This is a genomic window from Isachenkonia alkalipeptolytica (genome assembly GCF_009910325.1).
GTDB classification, from domain to species: domain Bacteria; phylum Bacillota; class Clostridia; order Peptostreptococcales; family T1SED10-28; genus Isachenkonia; species Isachenkonia alkalipeptolytica.
Genome location: NZ_SUMG01000030.1, coordinates 1 through 17,797 on the forward strand (window position 1 = coordinate 1; position 17,797 = coordinate 17,797).

Consider the following 17,797-nt stretch of genomic DNA (forward strand, 5'->3'; position numbering starts at 1 on the left):
AGTTTATTAAGGTTACCCAAAAACATTATACCTTGGTAATTTCTGTATTTTACAAAATCACGATTAGCGCCAGCAATCTGGTGCTTATGTTTTAACTATTTAAGGACATTTTCTAAAAGGGTTGACACATCCTCTCCCGTAGCTTCTAGGGGAAACCTCCCTTTACTATCCCTTCCAGGTTTTTATTCTATCAAAAACCCGACGACTACTCACAGCACCTTTCGCTGCAAATCTCCGCCGGGCTTATTCCAATCTTTTTTATTCCACGGTAACGCTTTTCGCCAGATTCTTCGGCTTATCCACGTCACAACCTCGGGCTACGGCAATGTAATAGGACAGTAGCTGCAGAGGAATTACCGACAGGATCGGGGTTAACTCGTCAAAGGTATCGGGAATGGTAATCACCGCGTTGGCGGTTTTGTATATTTCCTGATTCCCCTCTTTTGCCATGGCGATCACATAGGCCCCCCGGGCTTTAACCTCCTGGATTCCCGACAGCATCTTATCGTATAAATGGTCCTGGGTGGCCAGGGCCACCACTAAGGTGCCCTCTTCGATCAAGGCAATGGTTCCGTGCTTTAATTCACCTGCAGCAATGGACTCCGAGTGAATATAGGAGATTTCTTTTAACTTCAGGGAACCCTCCTTGGCCACGGCATCATCAATGCCCCGGCCGATATAAAAGGCGCTGGTACTGTTGAACTGCTCATCGGCTAAAAATTGAATGTCCTTTTTATATTGCAGCAGGGCCTCGGCTTTCTCGGGAAAGCCTTTTAATTCCTGGATCACCCGGTGATAAGCCTCCTCCTTTAAGGAGCCGTTTTTCAGTCCCAAATCCAGGGCAATGGTGTAAAAGGCTACCAGCTGGGTGATGTAGGCCTTGGTGGAGGCCACGGCAATTTCCGGCCCCGCCCAGGTATAATACACATCATCGGCTTCCCTGGAAATTCGGCTCCCCACCACATTGGTGATGGCCATGGTTCTTGCCCCTCTTGCCTTGGCTTCCCGAAGGGCGGCCAGAGTATCTGCGGTTTCCCCCGATTGACTGACGGCGATAAACAAGGTTTTATCGGTAACGAAGGGATCCCGGTATCGAAATTCCGAGGCCACGTCCACTTCCACGGGGATTTTGGCAAATTTCTCCAAGGCAAATTTTCCAATGAGGCCTGCATGGTAGGCCGTACCGCAGGCGACCACCATGACTTTGTCAAAGCCTTCAATATCCTTTTTGGTTAAATTGAACTCGTCGATTTCAATAAATCCTTCGTCGTTCAATCTAGGAGACAGGGTATCTTTAATGGCCTTGGGCTGTTCATGAATTTCCTTCATCATGAAATGCTCGTAGCCGTCTTTTTCCGCCGAAGCCACATCCCAGGTTACCCTGTAGGGTTCTTTGACCACCTCTTGGCCCAGCTCATTTAAAATCTCGATACTTTGTTCCGTCAGTATCGCCATTTCTCCATCATCTAAGAAATAAACCTCCCGGGTATGTTTTAACAGGGCGGGAATATCCGAGGCGATAAAGTTCTCCTCTTTGCCGATCCCCACCACTAAGGGACTGTCCTTACGTACCGCTACCAGTTTTTCCGGCTCGTTTTTGCTGATCACTCCGATGGCATAAGCCCCTTCCATTTTACCGGTGGCTCGCCGCACCGCCTGAATCAGGTCCCCTTCGTAAAAGTAATCCACCAAATGGGCAATCACTTCCGTATCGGTTTGAGTTTTAAAGACTTTTCCTTCTTCCGTCAACCATTCCGTAAGTTTCCCGTAATTCTCAATAATCCCGTTGTGCACCACGGCGATGTGACCGTCCGTGGTGGTATGGGGATGGGCGTTTAAATCGTTCGGTTCTCCATGGGTGGCCCACCGGGTATGGCCGATGCCTAAAGATCCCCCCATGGGGTTTTTCTCTAAATGGTCCTCCAGGATCTTTAGCCGTCCCTTATACTTTTGAACCCCGATTTCTCCGTCATTATAAATCGCCAGTCCCGCTGAGTCATATCCTCTATATTCTAATTTTTGCAGCCCCTCCACTAAAATAGACGAAGCCTGTTGATTTCCGATATATCCCACTATTCCACACATATGCTTTCTCCTTTATGCTTTTTCATCACCGCGACCTCTTTGTCCTCTGAATCACTTCAAAGTTTTAAAAGCCGGTTTCGGTCGTGATCAACCGCAGGGCATCCGCCGATGCTTCGATAAACCCTGATCCTCGTCAGCTTAACATTCCGTATGGATGTTAAGCCCTGGCGCTTTGGACAATGGTGCTTTGTTCAATAATCCTTAGCTCAATAATACTTGTTCAATCTAGATCAAAATCTCTATTTACTTTCATGCCCTTATCATGGCCTCACCTCCTTAACAGCTTAATAACCGGGGCTTCCTGCACTGAAAACCCCAGTCTAGGCGTCATTCCTGTCGGCCCTTATTGTAATCGCTCTTTTATTAATTTCCGCTTTTGTTAATTTCTGCTTTTATTAATCGCCTCTGCTTAAAACTGGGCTTCAATCAATCCCGCGATTTTTTGGGCAAAGCCCTGGATCTGGGCCAGGTTTTTCCCTTCAATCATCACCCGGACCAGGGGTTCCGTACCGGAGGGTCTGACCAGTACCCTTCCTTCATCATCCAGTATTTTCTCCGCTTTTTGAATTTCCTCAAGGATCACTTCGTTGTTCATTAAGGAGTCCTTATACTCATTGGGCACCTTGGCGTTCACCAGGGTTTGGGGAAAACGTTCCATGATGGCGCTTAGGGTTGATAAGGGTTCTTTACGCTCCTTGACAATCTCCGCTAATTTAAGGGCACTGAGCAGCCCGTCCCCGGTGGTGTTGTGGTCTAGAAAAATCAGATGTCCCGACTGTTCCCCTCCCAGGGAAAACCCCTCTTCTTTCATCTTTTCCAGCACATACCGGTCCCCTACTTTGGTTTTTTCCAGTTGGATGTCCTTTCCCTTGAAGGCCAGGTCCAGTCCGATATTGCTCATCACCGTGGCAACCACGGTATCTTTTTTCAGGGCGCCCTTTTCCTTCAGATCGCTTCCGCAGATGGCCATAATTTGATCGCCATCCACCACTTCCCCCTTTTCATCCAGGGCGATCAGTCGGTCCGCATCCCCGTCAAAGGAAATGCCCATGTCGCATTGGTTTGCCACCACCACATCCTTTAACACCTCGGGGTGGGTAGAGCCGCAGTTTTGGTTAATGTTTTTTCCGTCGGGCTGATCGTTGATCACAAACACTTCCGCTCCCAGGTTTTGAAAGGTTCGAGGAGCTACTTTATAGGCGGCGCCGTGGGCGGTGTCCATAGCGATTCGCATCCCGTTGAAATCCCCTTTTATGGTGGAGGCTACGAAGTCTCCGTAAAACTTTTCCGGATCCGCCATTTCAATCAGTCTTCCGATTTCATCCCCCGTGGGGCATTTATCCCTGGTTTGGTTGCGGGAAATATATCCTTCAATTTCCTCTTCAATTTCATCCCGCAGCTTAAAACCCTGATGATTGAAGAATTTAATTCCGTTGTACTCATAGGGGTTATGGGATGCGGAAATCACCACTCCCATATTTGCCTTCAGCTTTCTTGTGGCATAGGCCACCGCCGGTGTGGGGATGACCCCCAGGGTAATGACCTCCACCCCCATGGCTAAAAAACCGGAAACCATGGCGGCCTCCAGTAAATCCCCGGATATCCGGGTGTCTTTGCCGATTACCACGGTGCCCTTCTTCTCCTTGATAAAAATCTCCGCCGCGGCCTTTGCCAATTGATTTGCCAGCTCCGGGGTTAAATCTTTGTTGGCGATTCCCCGTACGCCGTCGGTGCCGAATAATTTTCCCATTACTTGATCCCTCCAGGATTTCTTTTATCGTTGATCTATTCATTCAAATATTCATCCAAGATTATGTATCCTGCTTGTTAGCAATTTTCACTAACACTTTGCTCCCTATTTTACCACAATTAAAATATTAACTCAATCACTGTTTCTTCCCCTTTTAAGCTCCATCCTCCTTAACTGGAAAAACCGATTATTAACGACAGATTTCGACAGAGGAGTCGCTTTTTATCCTCTTCTATAGTATAATGATTAACAAATTTTAAATCAGGGAGGGATTTTATGGATCTGTTAAAGGAAAAAATATTATCCGAAGGTCATGTCCGGGAGGGGAATATTTTAAAGGTGGACCGGTTTTTAAATCATCAATTGGATATTAGGTTGTTGAATGAACTGGGGAAGGAATTTCATCGGAGGTTTTCCCATCTCCCCGTGGATAAAATCTTAACCGCGGAAGTGTCGGGAATTGCCATTGCCGCCATTGCGGCTCAGTATTTTCAGGTTCCCGTGGTCTTTGCCAAAAAGCTGGAATCCAAAAACCTGGACCCCGATACCTATGAAGGGGAGGTTTACTCCTATACCAAGGGAAAAACTTATAAAATCCGGGTTTCCAAGCAGTACCTTTCCCCCGGGGAAAACATTCTGGTCTTGGATGATTTTCTTGCCAACGGGGAAGCGATGAAGGGCTTAATAGAAATTATTCAAGGGGCCAAGGCCCATTTCATCGGCGCCGGGGTGGTCATTGAAAAAGGTTTCCAAAACGGGGGCCGGGAGCTTCGGGATCAGGGGCATTTAGTGGAATCTCTGGTGATTATCGATTCCCTGGAAAACAATGAAATCACCTTTCGATGATTCTTGAGGCCGTCGGCAGAAAAAATCTGAATTTTCTTTCCTAATCTTCTGTTAATTCTTTAAAGATATGTTATACTTTTAGTGATCCGAAAGATAGTGATCCGAAAGATAGTGATCCGAAAGATAGTGATCCGAAAGATACTGATCTGAAAGATTATATTTCAAAAAAACATTATACTTCAAAAGGAGGTTATTTCTTTGCCGTCACTTTATTCTGAGTACACCTTAAAGGAACACCTTATCCCCAATCGTCTGGTAATGCCCCCTATGGTATGCTTCAACTGGTCCGACGATACCGGCAGGGTTTCCGATGAACATATCCGCCACTACGAAAAACGGGGAATCGGTCAAGTGGGCCTGGTGGTGGTGGAAGCCACTGCGATTTCCAAAATCGGTCGCCTGGCCCCCAGTCAACTGGGGATTTGGGATCATAAGCAGGTGGAGGGCCTTTCTAAAATCGCCGGGGTTTTAGGATCCCGGGGCAGCAAATCCCTGCTTCAAATCCATCATGCCGGGGACAAGGCACCGAAAAGCGTTGCCTCGGAACCCTTGGCTCCCTCCCGTTATGAACTGCCCGACGGCCGAATTACCAAGGCCCTTACCCGGGGAGAGATCAAGGGCATACAAAAGGAATTTCTCGTCGCCGCCCTTCGAGCAGAGGAGGCGGGCTACGACGGCATCGAGATCCATGGTGCCCACGGCTATTTGATCAACCAGTTTTTATCTCCCCTGACCAACCACCGGGAGGATGCCTACGGAGGAAGCCCGGAAAACCGCCTGCGGTTTGCAAAGGAACTCTTAACCCTGCTTAAGGGAAACCTTCCGGAAAACTTTATTATCGGTTATCGCCACGGGGGTAACACCCCTACCTTAGCAGAAGGGATTGAAATTTCCCGGGAACTGGAGCAGATGGGGGTGGACCTGCTTCATATTTCCGCCGGCATCGCTGAAGAAAAAGACCTACCCAAGCCTCCCGAGTCCTTCCCCTATAGTTGGATCGTTTACACCGGGATGGAGACGAAAAAAGCCTTGAACATCCCCGTGGTGGTGGTTAACGGTATTCGAACCCCCGAGGAGGGGGAAGCCATCATTAAAAAAGAACTTTCGGATTTTGTTGCCGTGGGCCGGGGCCTCTTGGTAGACTCTAAATGGATTATAAAAGGGGAACAGGGACAACCGGTCAATCCCTGCCTTCGATGTAAGCCCCGGTGCTTCTATTTAACCGACGGCAGGAAATGTCCCCAGAATTCCATCGCTTAATTTTCCCATAAAAAAACAAGGATCCCGAAGATCCTTGTTTTTTTATTCTACATTTCCCAAAGAATCTGTGTACCCGGCACAAATTCTACTTCCAACAACTTATCTTACCGCTTCCGCACCTTTTTCCAAGGCATCTTTATTCATTGGTACCAAGTGTTCCTTCGCCGGTCCGAAAACTTTTTTCAAGGCTTCAATCACGGATTCCACCTTGACAATCTTTGTGATTTCTAAATAGGCCCCAAGCATTACCATGTTAGCAACCTTGGCATTCCCAATTTCATTGGCAATTTCATTGGCCTTAATATAATACACGTCCAGGTCATCCCGGCTGGCTTTCTTTTCGATCAGGGATGCATTGATTAACAGTTTCCCCTGTTTTTGAACATCGCTTTCAAACTTATCCAGAGAAGGAAGGTTCATAACGATGGCGGAGGTTGCATCATTGGTAATGATGGGAGAGCCCACCTGCTTATCGGAAACAATCACCGAACAGTTCGCCGTTCCCCCTCGCATCTCCGGTCCGTAGGAAGGTAACCAGGATACGTTTTTCTCTTCAATCATTCCTGCATAGGTTAACAACTGTCCCATGGACATGACGCCCTGTCCACCGAATCCAGCCATGATAATTTTTTCTTCAGCCATATTATTTACCCTCCTCTGGTGTTCTAAAGTTGCCAAGCGGATAGTATGGAATCATGTTTTCTTTTAACCAGGTCAGTGAATCCACCGGTGTAATTCCCCAGTTGGTTGGACAGGTGGAAAGAATCTCCACAATTCCGAATCCTGTACCGTCGATTTGTACCTGGAAAGCTTTCTTGATGGCTTTTTTCGCTTTTCGGATATTGGGAACGTCGTGTACCGATACCCGCTCCACAAAGGCGGCGCCGTCAATGGTTGCAAGCATTTCAGAAACCTTCAGGGGCATTCCTGTGGAAGCTTGATCTCTACCATAGGGTGACGTGGTGGCCTTTTGTCCGATTAAGGTCGTCGGTGCCATTTGTCCTCCGGTCATTCCGTAAATTGCGTTGTTTACGAAGATTGTTGTAAACTTTTCTCCACGATGAGCCGCATGAATAATTTCTGCGGTACCGATGGATGCTAAATCTCCGTCTCCCTGGTAGGTAAATACCGTATGCTCCGGCAATACCCGTTTAATTCCCGTTGCCACCGCCGGGGCACGACCATGAGCGGCTTCGTGCATGTCACAGTTAAAGTAGTCATAGGCCAGTACAGAGCAACCTACCGGGGCTACCCCCACACTTTTGCCGAGAACCCCAAGCTCTACTAAAACTTCCCCTACCAGTTTATGAATTACCCCATGGGTACATCCCGGGCAATAATGGGTTTGTTTTTCCGTTAATCCTTTAGTTTTTTCGTATACTAGGGCCATTATTTAACACCTCCTAAGATTTCCTTAGCTCTTGCAATAATATCCTTCGGCTCGGGAATCATACCCCCGGACCGTCCATAGTGATATACGGGAAGTCTGCCTTCGTTGGCAATCTTCACATCATCCACCATTTGTCCTTCACTCATTTCCACCGATAGTAAGGCTTTTGTGGAAGCCGGTACGTTCTGAATCGCCGCCGTGGGGAAAGGCCATAGGGTAATGGGTCGAATCATTCCCGCTTTAATGCCTTCTTCCCGTAAGGCATCCACTACGTTTCTTGTGATTCTTGAAGTGGTTCCGTAGGCCACGAATACGAACTCCGCATCCTCTACTTTATAGTCCTCATGTCGAACTTCTTTTTCTTCCATTTCCTTATACTTTCGGGTCAGTTTTTGGTTGTGCTCTTCCAGTTTTGCCGGATCCAAGGCTAAGGAGTTGATGATGTTTGGTGTTCGCTCTTCATTGGTTCCCGTTGTGGCCCAGTCCTTCGCCGGTAATTCCCGTTTTTTCTGTTCCTTGAACTCCACGGGCTCCATCATTTGTCCAATCATTCCATCCCCGATAACGATTACCGGATTTCGGTAGTAGTCCGCCACATCAAAGGCTTCCATAACCAAATCCACCGCTTCTTGAATGGTGGCGGGAGCGTATACCAGGTGACGGTAGTCTCCGTTTCCTCCCCCTCTGGTGGATTGGAAATAATCGGCCTGAGAAGGTTGAATTCCTCCAAGTCCCGGTCCTCCCCGGGAAATATTCACGATTACCGCGGGAAGCTCCGCTCCGGCGATATAAGAAATTCCCTCTTGTTTTAAGGCCATTCCGGGAGAGGAGGAGCTGGTCATACATCGTGCACCGGCACCGGCGGCTCCATAGATCATATTGATGGCCGCGACTTCCGATTCCGCTTGCACAAAAGCGCCACCTTCGATATTCGGCAGTTCTCTTGACATATATTCCGGTAATTCATTTTGTGGTGTAATAGGATATCCGAAGAAATATTTGCATCCGGCTTTGATCGCCGCCGCTCCTAAGGCTTCGTTCCCTTTCATTAAGGTTTTAGACATTTTTTATTCCCTCCTTACAATTTTTTTATTTTTTTTCTCGCTCTACTGTAATAACCGAATCCGGACACATGATTGCACAGTTGGCGCAACCGATACATTTATCCATATCGCTTACGGTTGCGGGATGATAGCCCTTCGCATTGATTCTTTCCTTGTCCATCACTACAATGTTTACCGGACATACCGTGGTACAAAGTTCACACCCTTTACAGATATCATCATCGAAATACACTTTACCTTTTGCCATTGGTTTTCCCTCCCTTAATTTACATCCATTTTTCACGCATATACATCTTTATGGGGAAAATTTCCCCTTCTATGTCAGAGGGCAGCTTCTTTGCTACCTCTTCAATAGCTGCAACATATTTGATCGGAACCCTCAGTTTTTCCGCCGCTTCTTTGCAGAGCTTCTGGCCCTTTAATACTTCCTCTACGGTGGTATCCCGCAGCAGATGGGTATTGTTGATGATTCCCGTCACCTTTGCCTTCGCTGTTTTTTCGATGGCATAGACGTGTCGAAGAATCCCTTCCACGGTGGAGGTTTGCTCCCGATTGGCATTGACCACACAAAACATATCGTAGTTTCCTTCCGTGAAGTATTCTTCATAACGACCTAGGGTTCTGGCCCCCGCCGAGTCTCCGCCGACGTCTAGCACAACCTGGGTATCTTCACTTTGCAGGGGGCCTAACACCCCGCCGGAAACTGCGGGAAGATCAGACCCGGAACCTTTAATGCTGCTTCCGATCACGGTAATACCTTTACTTGTAAGCATTTCTTCCTGCTGACGGGACCGAAAATAGGGGTTGACCACATCCAGGTCTGCCAGAGTTACCTTATCATATGCTTCTTTTAACTTAATGGCATAGTTTACGGAAAACTCGGTTTTGCCGCTTCCATAATGCCCGATAATGATGCGAATTCTATTGTTTTTCACTTTTATCACCTATCTGTATAGTTTGGCCTCTTCTTCTTTGTTCAGTACCCGCAGTCCACCCTGGGCTAAGGCAATCATTTCATCCTCTCCTGGATAAACCAGTACGTCGGAAATAAAGGATACCCGGTCTTCGATCCACTTCACAAACAGCTTATCATAAGCAATACCGCCGGTGAGCACAATTCCGTCCACCTTACCCTTTAGTACTGCGGCTGAGCTTCCCACTTCCTTGGCTACTTGATAGGCCATGGCTTTGTAGACAGTTTCCGCCTTTTTATCACCTTTTTCAATCATATCCACCACTTCCCGGCCATCGTTGGTATTTAAATAGGCAACCAGTCCGCCGTTACCGGTAATCAGTTTTTTGATCTCTTTATGGGTGTATTCCCCGGAGAAACATAATTTCGCCAAATCCCCAACAGGCAGTCCCCCGGATCGCTCTGGAGAAAACGGACCTTCTCCGTCTAAGGCGTTGTTCACGTCTATGACCTGTCCTTTTTCATGGGCACCGATGGAAACCCCGCCGCCTAAATGAACCACAATCAGGTTTAGCTCATTATAAGCCTTTCCGAAGTCCTTGGCCGCTCGTCTGGCCACTGCCTTTTGATTCAAGGCATGGAAAATGCTTTTTCTTTCAATTTCCGGCATTCCCGAGATTCTGGCAATATCCTTCATTTCATCCACTACCACCGGGTCTACGATAAAGGATTCAATATTCAGCTGCTCGGCAATTTCATAGGCCAACACGCCCCCTAGGTTTGAGGCATGTTCCCCAAGTACGCCGACTTTCAGATCCTCCAGCATGTTTTCATCCACCCGGTAGGTGCCGCCGGCGATGGGCTTTAACAATCCGCCCCGTCCAACCACGGCGGCAAGCTTCGTTAAGTTGATACCCTTTTCATTTAAGGTTTCCAAAATTACGTTTTTTCGAAATTCATATTGATCGAAAATCGTCTCGTATTTCCCGATTTCCTCCGATGAATGGCGTAGCACTTCTTCAAACACCGGTTTTTCATCATCAAAAATCGCGATTTTTGTAGACGTGGAACCGGGATTGATGGTTAAAATTCTTTTTGCTTCCTTCATTGTTTCACCTCTTTTTAGATTTTAAAACCTTTATCACAACTGTTACACAAATACTTTTATTTATCAAAGAATTCCGCTGCACATAGTACGCCCAGGGCAATGGAATAAAGCTTGGCTTCATCACTGTCCGCTCGGGAAGTTAAGACGATGGGAGCTTTGGCTCCTACGATGACTCCCGCATTTTTGGCCTGTCCAAAATAGATCATGGACTTATATAAAACATTACCCGCTTCAATATCTCCCGTCAGAAGAATATCCGCATCCCCCGCAACGGGATGGTCAATTCCTTTGATCTCGGCGGCTTTTTTCGATACTGCGTTATCCAGGGCCAAGGGACCACCCACGATACAGTCTTTAATTTCTCCCTTTTCATTCATTTCCTGCAGGGCCTGGGCATCCATGGTATCCGGCATTTTCGGGTTCGCCTTTTCCTTAGCACAGATCACTGCCACCTTGGGCATTTGAATATCCAGGGCATTGGCCACGGGTACCACATTGTTGATTAAAGCTTTTTTCCCTTCCAAATCCGGCGCAATGGTCATGGCCGCATCGGTTACCAAATGCATTTTATCAAAACCGGGAACCTGGAACAGGGCCACATGAGAAAGGGGGTTTCCCGTTCGTAGTCCGATTTCCTTATCCAGTACCGCTTTTAAAATAATCGAGGTATCCACTAAGCCCTTCATTACCATATGGGCTTTTCCTGTGGATACTAATTCCACCGCTTTTCTGGAAGCTTCCACCATGTCCCCTTCGTGGACAATTTCATACTGGGTAATATCAATGTTTTCCGCTTTTGCATTGGCTTTGATTTTTTCTTCGTCCCCCACTAAAATCGCTTCCACGATTCCGGTTTTTTTCGCTTCGTTGATGGCTTTAAGGGCATCCACATCCTCGGCACAGGCAAGGGCTACTTTTTTCGGACCTCTTTTTCTCGCAATCTCCAATACTTCATCAAAGTTTCTAATCATTTACATTCACCTCTTCTTCGTAGATTTTCGCTTCCTCTTCTTCCATTAACACCCGTAGGGCTCCTTCGTTTAAGGCCTGCATTTCATCTTCCCCGGGATGGACAAAAAATTCCCCTAGGAAGGCCACATGTTCCTTAATCAAATTCATTAAATAGTCGGAATGAGCAATCCCGCCGGTAACCACCACGGCGTCAATTTTTCCTTCCAGTACCGTGGCCATGGCGGCGATTTCTTTAGCAATCTGATAACCCATGGCATCGTAAATCAGCTTCGCCTTTTGATCGCCCTCCTTGATTTTTGCTTCCACTTCCCGGGCATCGTTGGTTCCCAGATAGGCACTGATGCCACCCTTGCCCCGAAGTTTGGTTTTTAGGGTTTTTAGATCGTATTCCCCGGAAAAGCAGAGTTTTGCCAGATCGCCCACCGGTAATCCCCCGGTACGTTCCGGAGAGAAGGGACCCATTTCATTGGCGTTATTGTAATCTAAAATTCTTCCCTTTTTCACAGGAGCAACGGAGATGCCTCCGCCTAAATGGGCGACCACCAGGTTTACCTCCTGAAAGGTTTTTCCCAGTTCATTGGCCACCCGGTGACCCACCGCCTTAATATTCAGGGCGTGACCCAGGGATCTTCTCTGGATCTGAGGGATTCCGGAAATTCTTGCCTCCTCGGTGAACTCATCCACGGCAACCGGATCTACGATAAAGGAGGGAACTCCCTCTTCCTCACCGATGGCTTTCGCGATAAGGCCTCCAAGATTTGAAGCGTGCTCTCCCTGATAGCCGATTTTTAAATCTTTTTCCATGGGCGGGGTCACTTTGTAGGTTCCTCCGGGCATAGGGCGTAGAAGACCCCCTCGACCTACCACCGCTTTCAGTTCCTCTTTTTTTACACCATTTGCCGTCATCCACTGAAGAATGTTGTTTTTACGAAGCTCATATTGCTCCGCTATGTTGTTGTATTTTTCCAGTTCCTTGGTAGAGTGATCAATCGTGTTTTTCATCACCGCTTCTTCTTCCTTGAAAAGTGCTACCTTTGTTGAAGTCGAACCGGGATTAATCGCTAATACATATTTTTTCACAAATTTCACCTCTCTCATAGAAGTTATTCGTTCCATACCTAATAAAGTAGCAACTATTATGCCAAGTATGACCTTTAATAAATTTATTTCAAAACCTTGATGCTCCCCGGTTCCATCCGGGGCCGGTTTTTGCCTTTTATGCAAGGGAGGGAATCGTGCAGTTTTTTGCACCTAAATAGCGAAAAAAATTGCACTTATACTGCAATTTTTTTCACTGTTTAGATTCCGTATTTTTCCATTTTATAATACAGGTTTCGAACCGACAGTCCCAGGGCTTTTGCCGTGGCTCTGCGATTTCCCTTCATTTCTTCAAGGGCCTGCTGAATGGTTTTTTTCTCTTCCCTTGCCAGGACATCCTTTAAGGGGACAATGGTTTTTCCCTTCTCTTCCCCCTCCTCCGGCAGGACTTTTTCCCCCTTGGAAAGGGTTCGTTGGTCATTATCAAAAAACTTCGGCAGATGCTTTTTTTGTATCAGTGCTTCCTGGTATTTTATATTAACCAGGGTGCGTCCGATATAATTTTGCAACTCCCTTACATTCCCGGGCCAATCGTATTTTTTCAAGTGACTGAGGGCTTCATCGGATATTTCATCCACATTTCTTCCATACTCTTGATTGAACTTTCGTACCAAATACATGACCAAGGGATATAAGTCCGCTTTTCGTTCTCGCAGGGGAGGGATTTCAATGGGGAAAACATTTAACCGGTAATAGAGGTCCTCCCGGAATTTCCCCTCCCGCATCAAGTCTTCCAAATGGGCATTGGTCGCTGCAATTACCCGAACATCCACAGGAACCGGTTTGGTGCCTCCCACCCGCATAATCTCCTTTTCCTGGAGGACTCGTAGGAGCTTTACCTGGGTGCTTACCGGGATCTCTCCGATCTCATCCAGAAAGATGGTGCCTCCGTGGGCCTCTTCAAAGAGACCGGTTTTCCCCCCTTTTCTGGCTCCGGTAAAGGCCCCCTCTTCATAACCGAAAAGCTCACTTTCCAGCAGGCTCTCACTGATGGCGGCGCAGTTTACCCGGACGAATTGATTGTATTTTCGCTCCGAGAGGTTGTGAATGGAATGAGCAAAAAGTTCCTTCCCCGTTCCGCTCTCCCCTCTCAGAAGCACGGTTACCGGAGTAATCCCCGCCTTCTTGGCTTTATCCAGCACCTGGATCATTTTTTCATCGTTAGCGATAATATCATCGAAGGTGTACTTCGCTTCCAGCTTGCGAATAATCTTTTTCGCCTCGGTCAATTCCTTAGTCAGGCTTTTAATATCCGTAACATCATGGAGTACCCCCACGCTTCCTTTTAACACGCCCTCTACCATAATCGGCGCTGCGCTGGAGATCACTTCTCTGTTGTATTTTCCCACCCGGAGCCGGGTTCTTTCCGCCGCCTGTTTGGTATTTAAAACCTCCAGATGGACGCTTTTCCCTTCCACAATGTCATTCAGGGTGTGTCTGCCGATGATCTCCTCTTCCTTCAGGCCGGTTAAATCCGTGTATGCAGGATTCACCATGACCACGATCCCCTTCTCATCGCAGACGGATATGGCATCCTGGGTCGCGTTAAAGATGGCCTCCAACATACTTTGCATTTCCTTTAATTGGTATATTTCATAATTCAAGTCCGCCATCTCGGTAACGTCCCGAAAGATGGCCACGGCTCCAATGATTTTTCCTAAGTCATCCTTCACCGGCATACGACTGGTGATGATAATAGTGTTGCCCAGGGCCTGTCTTCGGTTCATCTCCGCCTCCCCGCTTTTCAACACATGGGGCAGCCGGGTTTCTTTAATGAAATTTTCTACTTTTTTATTACGTACCTCCGACGCCTTATAACCGGTGATTTTCTCCGCCGCGGGATTAAACAGGGTGATCTTTTCCTCCCGGTCTACAGCAATGATGGCATCATTGGTACTATTTAAGATTACTTCCATGGCTTTTTCCAAAGGCTCACCTCAAGGCTCAAGTTTTTACCCGTTATTCTCTCCTTCTTCTTAACCGTTGTCTTCTTCCTCTTCATCCTCTTCTTCCTCATCTTCTTCGTCTTCTTCATTTTCCTCATCATCCGGTGTCTCTCCCACTAACTCCAGGGAAAACTCATCGGGATCCAGGCTGACTTCCACCAAGGGGTCTTCCAATCCGTTGATTTCTTCAATGGCGGGTTCAACGTTATGGGTCCCCCCTTCCAGCCCTTCCAGGTCCAAGGTGATCCGAAAATCTTCCCGGCTTAGATTTTCAAGAATATCTTCCGGACCTGTTACCGTGACGGTATAAGAATCCGGCAGGGTTTCCTCTTCGATTTCCAGTCCTTGCCCCAGATTTTCAATTTCCAACTCATCCCCTCTTATTTCGTAGGCCTCTTCCACAATTTCCGATACTTCAATTTCCACGGTGACGCTTCGTTCATTGTAGAGGTTGATTCCATCGGGGAGGATTAAATCCACCTCCACACTTTCATTTTCCGTTAAATCCCTACGCTCAATGAGTTCCGTGTCCACCCTGGTTAAATCCTCCAGTTGATCCTCGGGCCCTTGAACCATTATACTTCTCGGGGTGACCCGGGTATTTCTTATGGTATACCCCTCGGCGGCTTCAATATCCAAGTCCGGTTCGATAATCACGGTTTTGGTACGTTCCACCGGCAGAACCACTTCCACAACATCGGATTCAAGCTGCACACCGGAAACCTCATTTCCTCGGGAGTCCACAGGCTTTAATGTAAGATTGGCCACAACATCGGTGCTCTCCTCTTCCAATTGCAGCTCTGCTATAATGGCTTCCACGGAGTTTACGCTGCTCTCCGGTCCTTCAATCCAGATCACTGAGGGGGTCATTCTCGTCTCTCCCAGGACATAGCCCTCCGCCGGCTCTCCCAGGATATTGATGTCCACGTTTTTCTGTTTTCTAACCACTTCTTCCAACTCCACCCGAATGAATCGAGGGTTATGCTCCACTTCCACATCGGCGTCTACCTCCACCATGACCTGAAGATTATTTGCACCGATGTTTTGGTGACCGGAAAGATCAGCGGTAGCTACAATATCCTCCCGGGAAATTCGATACACCTGGTCACTTCTTCCTGTGACCCGTACATTCACCGTATGTTCTTCTTCCCCCTTAATTACGATCCCTGCACTTTCCAGTTCTTCCATATTTAAAAGTTCCACGGGTACATTGTTAATATTATCGCTGATTGTGGGATTAATCACACTCATCACATAGATCCACATGAAAAGAGCAAAAAGAATCGCCATGATTTTCGCACCCAGGTTCCGACCAAACCAGTCTTTAATATTATTTTGCATCCGATTCATCATTTTCATGATTTTGCCTCCATTTCAGCTTAAAGAATCGCCAGGATTTTTTTGTTCTCTCAGGCTTCATGGTATTTACAATTCGGGTTTTTAAGGTTTTGGTATCTAAGAATCGGCTCAGTTTTCCATGCTGGGCAACAGAAATCGCTCCGGTTTCTTCCGAGACCATTACCACAAAGGCATCGGATTTTTCCGATATACCCACGCCCGCTCGATGTCTTGTTCCCAGGTCCTTGCTTAAGCTGGGGTTATCCGATAGGGGTAAAAAACAGGCCGCCGCTAGTATTTTATTATTTCGTATAATAATGGCTCCGTCATGCAAAGGGGTGTTGGGCATAAAGATATTGATCAGTAACCCCCGGGAAATATTCGCATCCAAGATGGTTCCCGATTCGGCGATTTCACTAAGTCCCGTATCTTTTTCAATCACGATTAATGCCCCGATCTTTTGACGGGACAGGGAGCTGATGGACTCCATCATTTCATTAACAATATTTTCCAACTCATGGTATTCCAAATCCTGCATGGATTTTGACAACAGTTTGGTTCGCCCAATATACTCCAAGGCTCTTCGAAGTTCCGGTTGAAAAACAATCAGCAGGGCAATCAACCCCACAGTCATGGTATTGATAAGAATCCAATTCATTACATGTAATTGAAACCATTCACTTAACTGGGTTACCACCAGTAGTACCACAATTCCCTTAACCAGTTGTTTTGCCCGGGTTTCTTTAAGAAGCATATAAATTTTATAAAACACATAGGCCACGATCCCTATGTCAATTAAATCTTTAAATCCGATATTTTGCACAATTTCAAAAACTTCTCTCAAATTCAACACCTCTTATCTTTAGCTTCATTTCCTCTTCTTATATTATTTCACAAAACCCGAAGAATCTCAATAGTCTCCCCGGGGTTTAGGAAAAAGATGCAAAATTTTGCGGGCTTTACCCGAAAAATTCAACAGCAACTATATAATTATACTACTAAGGGAGGCGAATTGTAAATTCTAAAAAAAAGAACACAAAAAAAACAAGGGGATTACCCTTGTTAATTGGTGCCCAAACGCGGAATTGAACCACGGACACGAGGATTTTCAGTCCTCTGCTCTACCGACTGAGCTATTTGGGCTTAACTATTGTGTTTTGAATGAAAATGGTGGGCTCAAGTGGACTCGAACCACCGACCTCACGCTTATCAGGCGTGCGCTCTAACCAGCTGAGCTATGAGCCCTAATCCTATTCAGAAATAAATGGTGCGGGTGAAGGGATTCGAACCCCCACGCCGGAGCGCTAGATCCTAAGTCTAGTGCGTCTGCCAGTTCCGCCACACCCGCATGTGTGTGGAGCTGGCGATGGGACTCGAACCCGCAACCTACTGATTACAAGTCAGTTGCTCTTCCAATTGAGCTACGCCAGCTCATGTAATACATTATTAAAATTTTATTGGCGACCTGGAAGGGATTCGAACCCTCGACCTCCAGCGTGACAGGCTGGCATTCTAACCAACTGAACTACCAGGCCGCGTGTACTAACTGACCTACCTAGGATTTGTTTTGCAAATCCGGTTAGGTCATAAATGGTGGGAGCAACAGGGCTCGAACCTGTGACCCCCTGCTTGTAAGGCAGGTGCTCTCCCAGCTGAGCTATGCTCCCATTTGTGTGGTGACCCCTAGGGGAATCGAACCCCTGTTACCGCCGTGAAAGGGCGGTGTCTTAACCGCTTGACCAAGGGGCCATGGCTTTGGTTCTCATTTTTTCTGGGTGAAATGAGACCCTTTATTGCTTTACAATATGAAATTAAATGGTTGCGGGGACAGGATTTGAACCTGTGACCTCCGGGTTATGAGCCCGACGAGCTTCCAGCTGCTCCACCCCGCGTTAAATGTTGGCTCCAGGGAGAGGACTCGAACCTCCAACCTGTCGGTTAACAGCCGAATGCTCTACCGTTGAGCTACCCTGGAACATCAAGCCGCGACGACCTACTCTCCCAGGCAGTCACCCACCAAGTACCAT

15 protein-coding genes and 9 tRNA genes are annotated in these 17,797 nt (G+C 47.1%); 2 read left to right on the plus strand and 22 right to left on the minus strand.

The features are described 5' to 3' along the window. Window positions 1-258: 258 nt before the first annotated feature. Window positions 259-2,085, minus strand: coding sequence for a glutamine--fructose-6-phosphate transaminase (isomerizing) (gene glmS / locus ISALK_RS13860; protein WP_160723335.1), 1,827 nt, complete (start codon window positions 2,083-2,085; stop codon window positions 259-261). Between the two features lie 409 nt (window positions 2,086-2,494). Beyond that, the gene (glmM, locus tag ISALK_RS13865) at window positions 2,495-3,835 is read right to left on the minus strand and encodes a phosphoglucosamine mutase (RefSeq protein WP_160723337.1); all 1,341 of its coding nucleotides are present in this window, start codon (window positions 3,833-3,835) and stop codon (window positions 2,495-2,497) included. Window positions 3,836-4,111: 276 nt separating this feature from the next. Between glmM and ISALK_RS13870 the strand changes: the two genes are divergently transcribed. After that, complete coding sequence (locus tag ISALK_RS13870) at window positions 4,112-4,681, plus strand: xanthine phosphoribosyltransferase (RefSeq protein WP_160723339.1); 570 nt, start codon at window positions 4,112-4,114, stop codon at window positions 4,679-4,681. 198 nt (window positions 4,682-4,879) lie between these two features. Next, on the plus strand, window positions 4,880-5,941 hold the full coding sequence (locus ISALK_RS13875; RefSeq protein WP_160723341.1) for an oxidoreductase: 1,062 nt from the start codon (window positions 4,880-4,882) through the stop codon (window positions 5,939-5,941). A 99-nt stretch (window positions 5,942-6,040) separates the two neighbouring features. Here the strand turns inward: ISALK_RS13875 and ISALK_RS13880 are convergent, their stop codons facing one another. The 20 genes from ISALK_RS13880 to ISALK_RS13975 all read right to left on the minus strand — a co-directional run bounded on the left by ISALK_RS13880 (window position 6,041) and on the right by ISALK_RS13975 (window position 17,745). After that, window positions 6,041-6,583 carry a 2-oxoacid:ferredoxin oxidoreductase subunit gamma family protein gene (locus ISALK_RS13880; RefSeq protein WP_160723343.1) on the minus strand — a complete coding sequence of 181 codons (543 nt, stop codon included), beginning with the start codon at window positions 6,581-6,583 and terminating at the stop codon, window positions 6,041-6,043. A gap of 1 nt (window position 6,584) precedes the next feature. Then, window positions 6,585-7,331 (minus strand): thiamine pyrophosphate-dependent enzyme, encoded by a 747-nt coding sequence (locus ISALK_RS13885; protein ID WP_160723345.1) that lies wholly within the window; start codon window positions 7,329-7,331, stop codon window positions 6,585-6,587. Then, a complete protein-coding gene (locus ISALK_RS13890; RefSeq protein WP_160723347.1) occupies window positions 7,331-8,395 on the minus strand; it encodes a 3-methyl-2-oxobutanoate dehydrogenase subunit VorB in 1,065 nt (354 codons plus the stop codon). The genes ISALK_RS13885 and ISALK_RS13890 overlap by 1 nt, the downstream gene beginning before the upstream one ends. A gap of 25 nt (window positions 8,396-8,420) precedes the next feature. Next, window positions 8,421-8,642 (minus strand): 4Fe-4S dicluster domain-containing protein, encoded by a 222-nt coding sequence (locus ISALK_RS13895; RefSeq protein WP_160723349.1) that lies wholly within the window; start codon window positions 8,640-8,642, stop codon window positions 8,421-8,423. A gap of 19 nt (window positions 8,643-8,661) precedes the next feature. Continuing rightward, entirely contained in the window at window positions 8,662-9,330 is a 669-nt protein-coding gene (locus ISALK_RS13900) for an ATP-binding protein (protein ID WP_306770753.1), read from the minus strand. A 9-nt stretch (window positions 9,331-9,339) separates the two neighbouring features. Further along, entirely contained in the window at window positions 9,340-10,416 is a 1,077-nt protein-coding gene (gene buk, locus ISALK_RS13905; RefSeq protein ID WP_160723351.1) for a butyrate kinase, read from the minus strand. Between the two features lie 56 nt (window positions 10,417-10,472). Then, window positions 10,473-11,387, minus strand: a complete 915-nt coding sequence (locus ISALK_RS13910; RefSeq protein WP_160723353.1) for a phosphate butyryltransferase — start codon at window positions 11,385-11,387, stop codon at window positions 10,473-10,475. After that, the gene (gene buk, locus ISALK_RS13915) at window positions 11,380-12,468 is read right to left on the minus strand and encodes a butyrate kinase (protein WP_371724060.1); all 1,089 of its coding nucleotides are present in this window, start codon (window positions 12,466-12,468) and stop codon (window positions 11,380-11,382) included. The genes ISALK_RS13910 and buk (ISALK_RS13915) overlap by 8 nt, the downstream gene beginning before the upstream one ends. Before the next feature lie 218 nt (window positions 12,469-12,686). Continuing rightward, a complete protein-coding gene (locus ISALK_RS13920; protein WP_245394428.1) occupies window positions 12,687-14,414 on the minus strand; it encodes a sigma-54 interaction domain-containing protein in 1,728 nt (575 codons plus the stop codon). Window positions 14,415-14,462: 48 nt separating this feature from the next. Then, window positions 14,463-15,791 carry a CdaR family protein gene (locus ISALK_RS13925; protein ID WP_160723357.1) on the minus strand — a complete coding sequence of 443 codons (1,329 nt, stop codon included), beginning with the start codon at window positions 15,789-15,791 and terminating at the stop codon, window positions 14,463-14,465. Beyond that, complete coding sequence (cdaA, locus tag ISALK_RS13930) at window positions 15,763-16,623, minus strand: diadenylate cyclase CdaA (RefSeq protein ID WP_371724062.1); 861 nt, start codon at window positions 16,621-16,623, stop codon at window positions 15,763-15,765. The genes ISALK_RS13925 and cdaA overlap by 29 nt, the downstream gene beginning before the upstream one ends. Before the next feature lie 214 nt (window positions 16,624-16,837). Beyond that, window positions 16,838-16,913 (minus strand) — tRNA-Phe (locus tag ISALK_RS13935). 25 nt (window positions 16,914-16,938) lie between these two features. Continuing rightward, window positions 16,939-17,015, minus strand: a tRNA-Ile gene (locus ISALK_RS13940). A 20-nt stretch (window positions 17,016-17,035) separates the two neighbouring features. Further along, window positions 17,036-17,118, minus strand: a tRNA-Leu gene (locus ISALK_RS13945). Window positions 17,119-17,125: 7 nt separating this feature from the next. Then, window positions 17,126-17,201, minus strand: a tRNA-Thr gene (locus ISALK_RS13950). 27 nt (window positions 17,202-17,228) lie between these two features. Beyond that, window positions 17,229-17,305: transfer RNA gene (locus ISALK_RS13955), tRNA-Asp, on the minus strand. A gap of 56 nt (window positions 17,306-17,361) precedes the next feature. Next, window positions 17,362-17,437 (minus strand) — tRNA-Val (locus ISALK_RS13960). 7 nt (window positions 17,438-17,444) lie between these two features. After that, window positions 17,445-17,519 (minus strand) — tRNA-Glu (locus ISALK_RS13965). Between the two features lie 67 nt (window positions 17,520-17,586). Continuing rightward, window positions 17,587-17,662: transfer RNA gene (locus ISALK_RS13970), tRNA-Met, on the minus strand. 8 nt (window positions 17,663-17,670) lie between these two features. Further along, window positions 17,671-17,745, minus strand: a tRNA-Asn gene (locus ISALK_RS13975). Window positions 17,746-17,797: the final 52 nt, after the last annotated feature.

Bases quoted from the DNA above. Each gene is read 5' to 3' on its own strand.
- glmS (WP_160723335.1), bottom strand. From the start codon at position 2,085: ATGTGTGGAATAGTGGGATATATCGGAAATCAACAGGCTTCGTCTATT.
- glmM (WP_160723337.1), bottom strand. From the start codon at position 3,835: ATGGGAAAATTATTCGGCACCGACGGCGTACGGGGAATCGCCAACAAA.
- ISALK_RS13870 (WP_160723339.1), top strand. From the start codon at position 4,112: ATGGATCTGTTAAAGGAAAAAATATTATCCGAAGGTCATGTCCGGGAG.
- ISALK_RS13880 (WP_160723343.1), bottom strand. From the start codon at position 6,583: ATGGCTGAAGAAAAAATTATCATGGCTGGATTCGGTGGACAGGGCGTC.
- ISALK_RS13885 (WP_160723345.1), bottom strand. From the start codon at position 7,331: ATGGCCCTAGTATACGAAAAAACTAAAGGATTAACGGAAAAACAAACC.
- ISALK_RS13890 (WP_160723347.1), bottom strand. From the start codon at position 8,395: ATGTCTAAAACCTTAATGAAAGGGAACGAAGCCTTAGGAGCGGCGGCG.
- ISALK_RS13895 (WP_160723349.1), bottom strand. From the start codon at position 8,642: ATGGCAAAAGGTAAAGTGTATTTCGATGATGATATCTGTAAAGGGTGT.
- buk (WP_160723351.1), bottom strand. From the start codon at position 10,416: ATGAAGGAAGCAAAAAGAATTTTAACCATCAATCCCGGTTCCACGTCT.
- ISALK_RS13910 (WP_160723353.1), bottom strand. From the start codon at position 11,387: ATGATTAGAAACTTTGATGAAGTATTGGAGATTGCGAGAAAAAGAGGT.
- ISALK_RS13925 (WP_160723357.1), bottom strand. From the start codon at position 15,791: ATGAAAATGATGAATCGGATGCAAAATAATATTAAAGACTGGTTTGGT.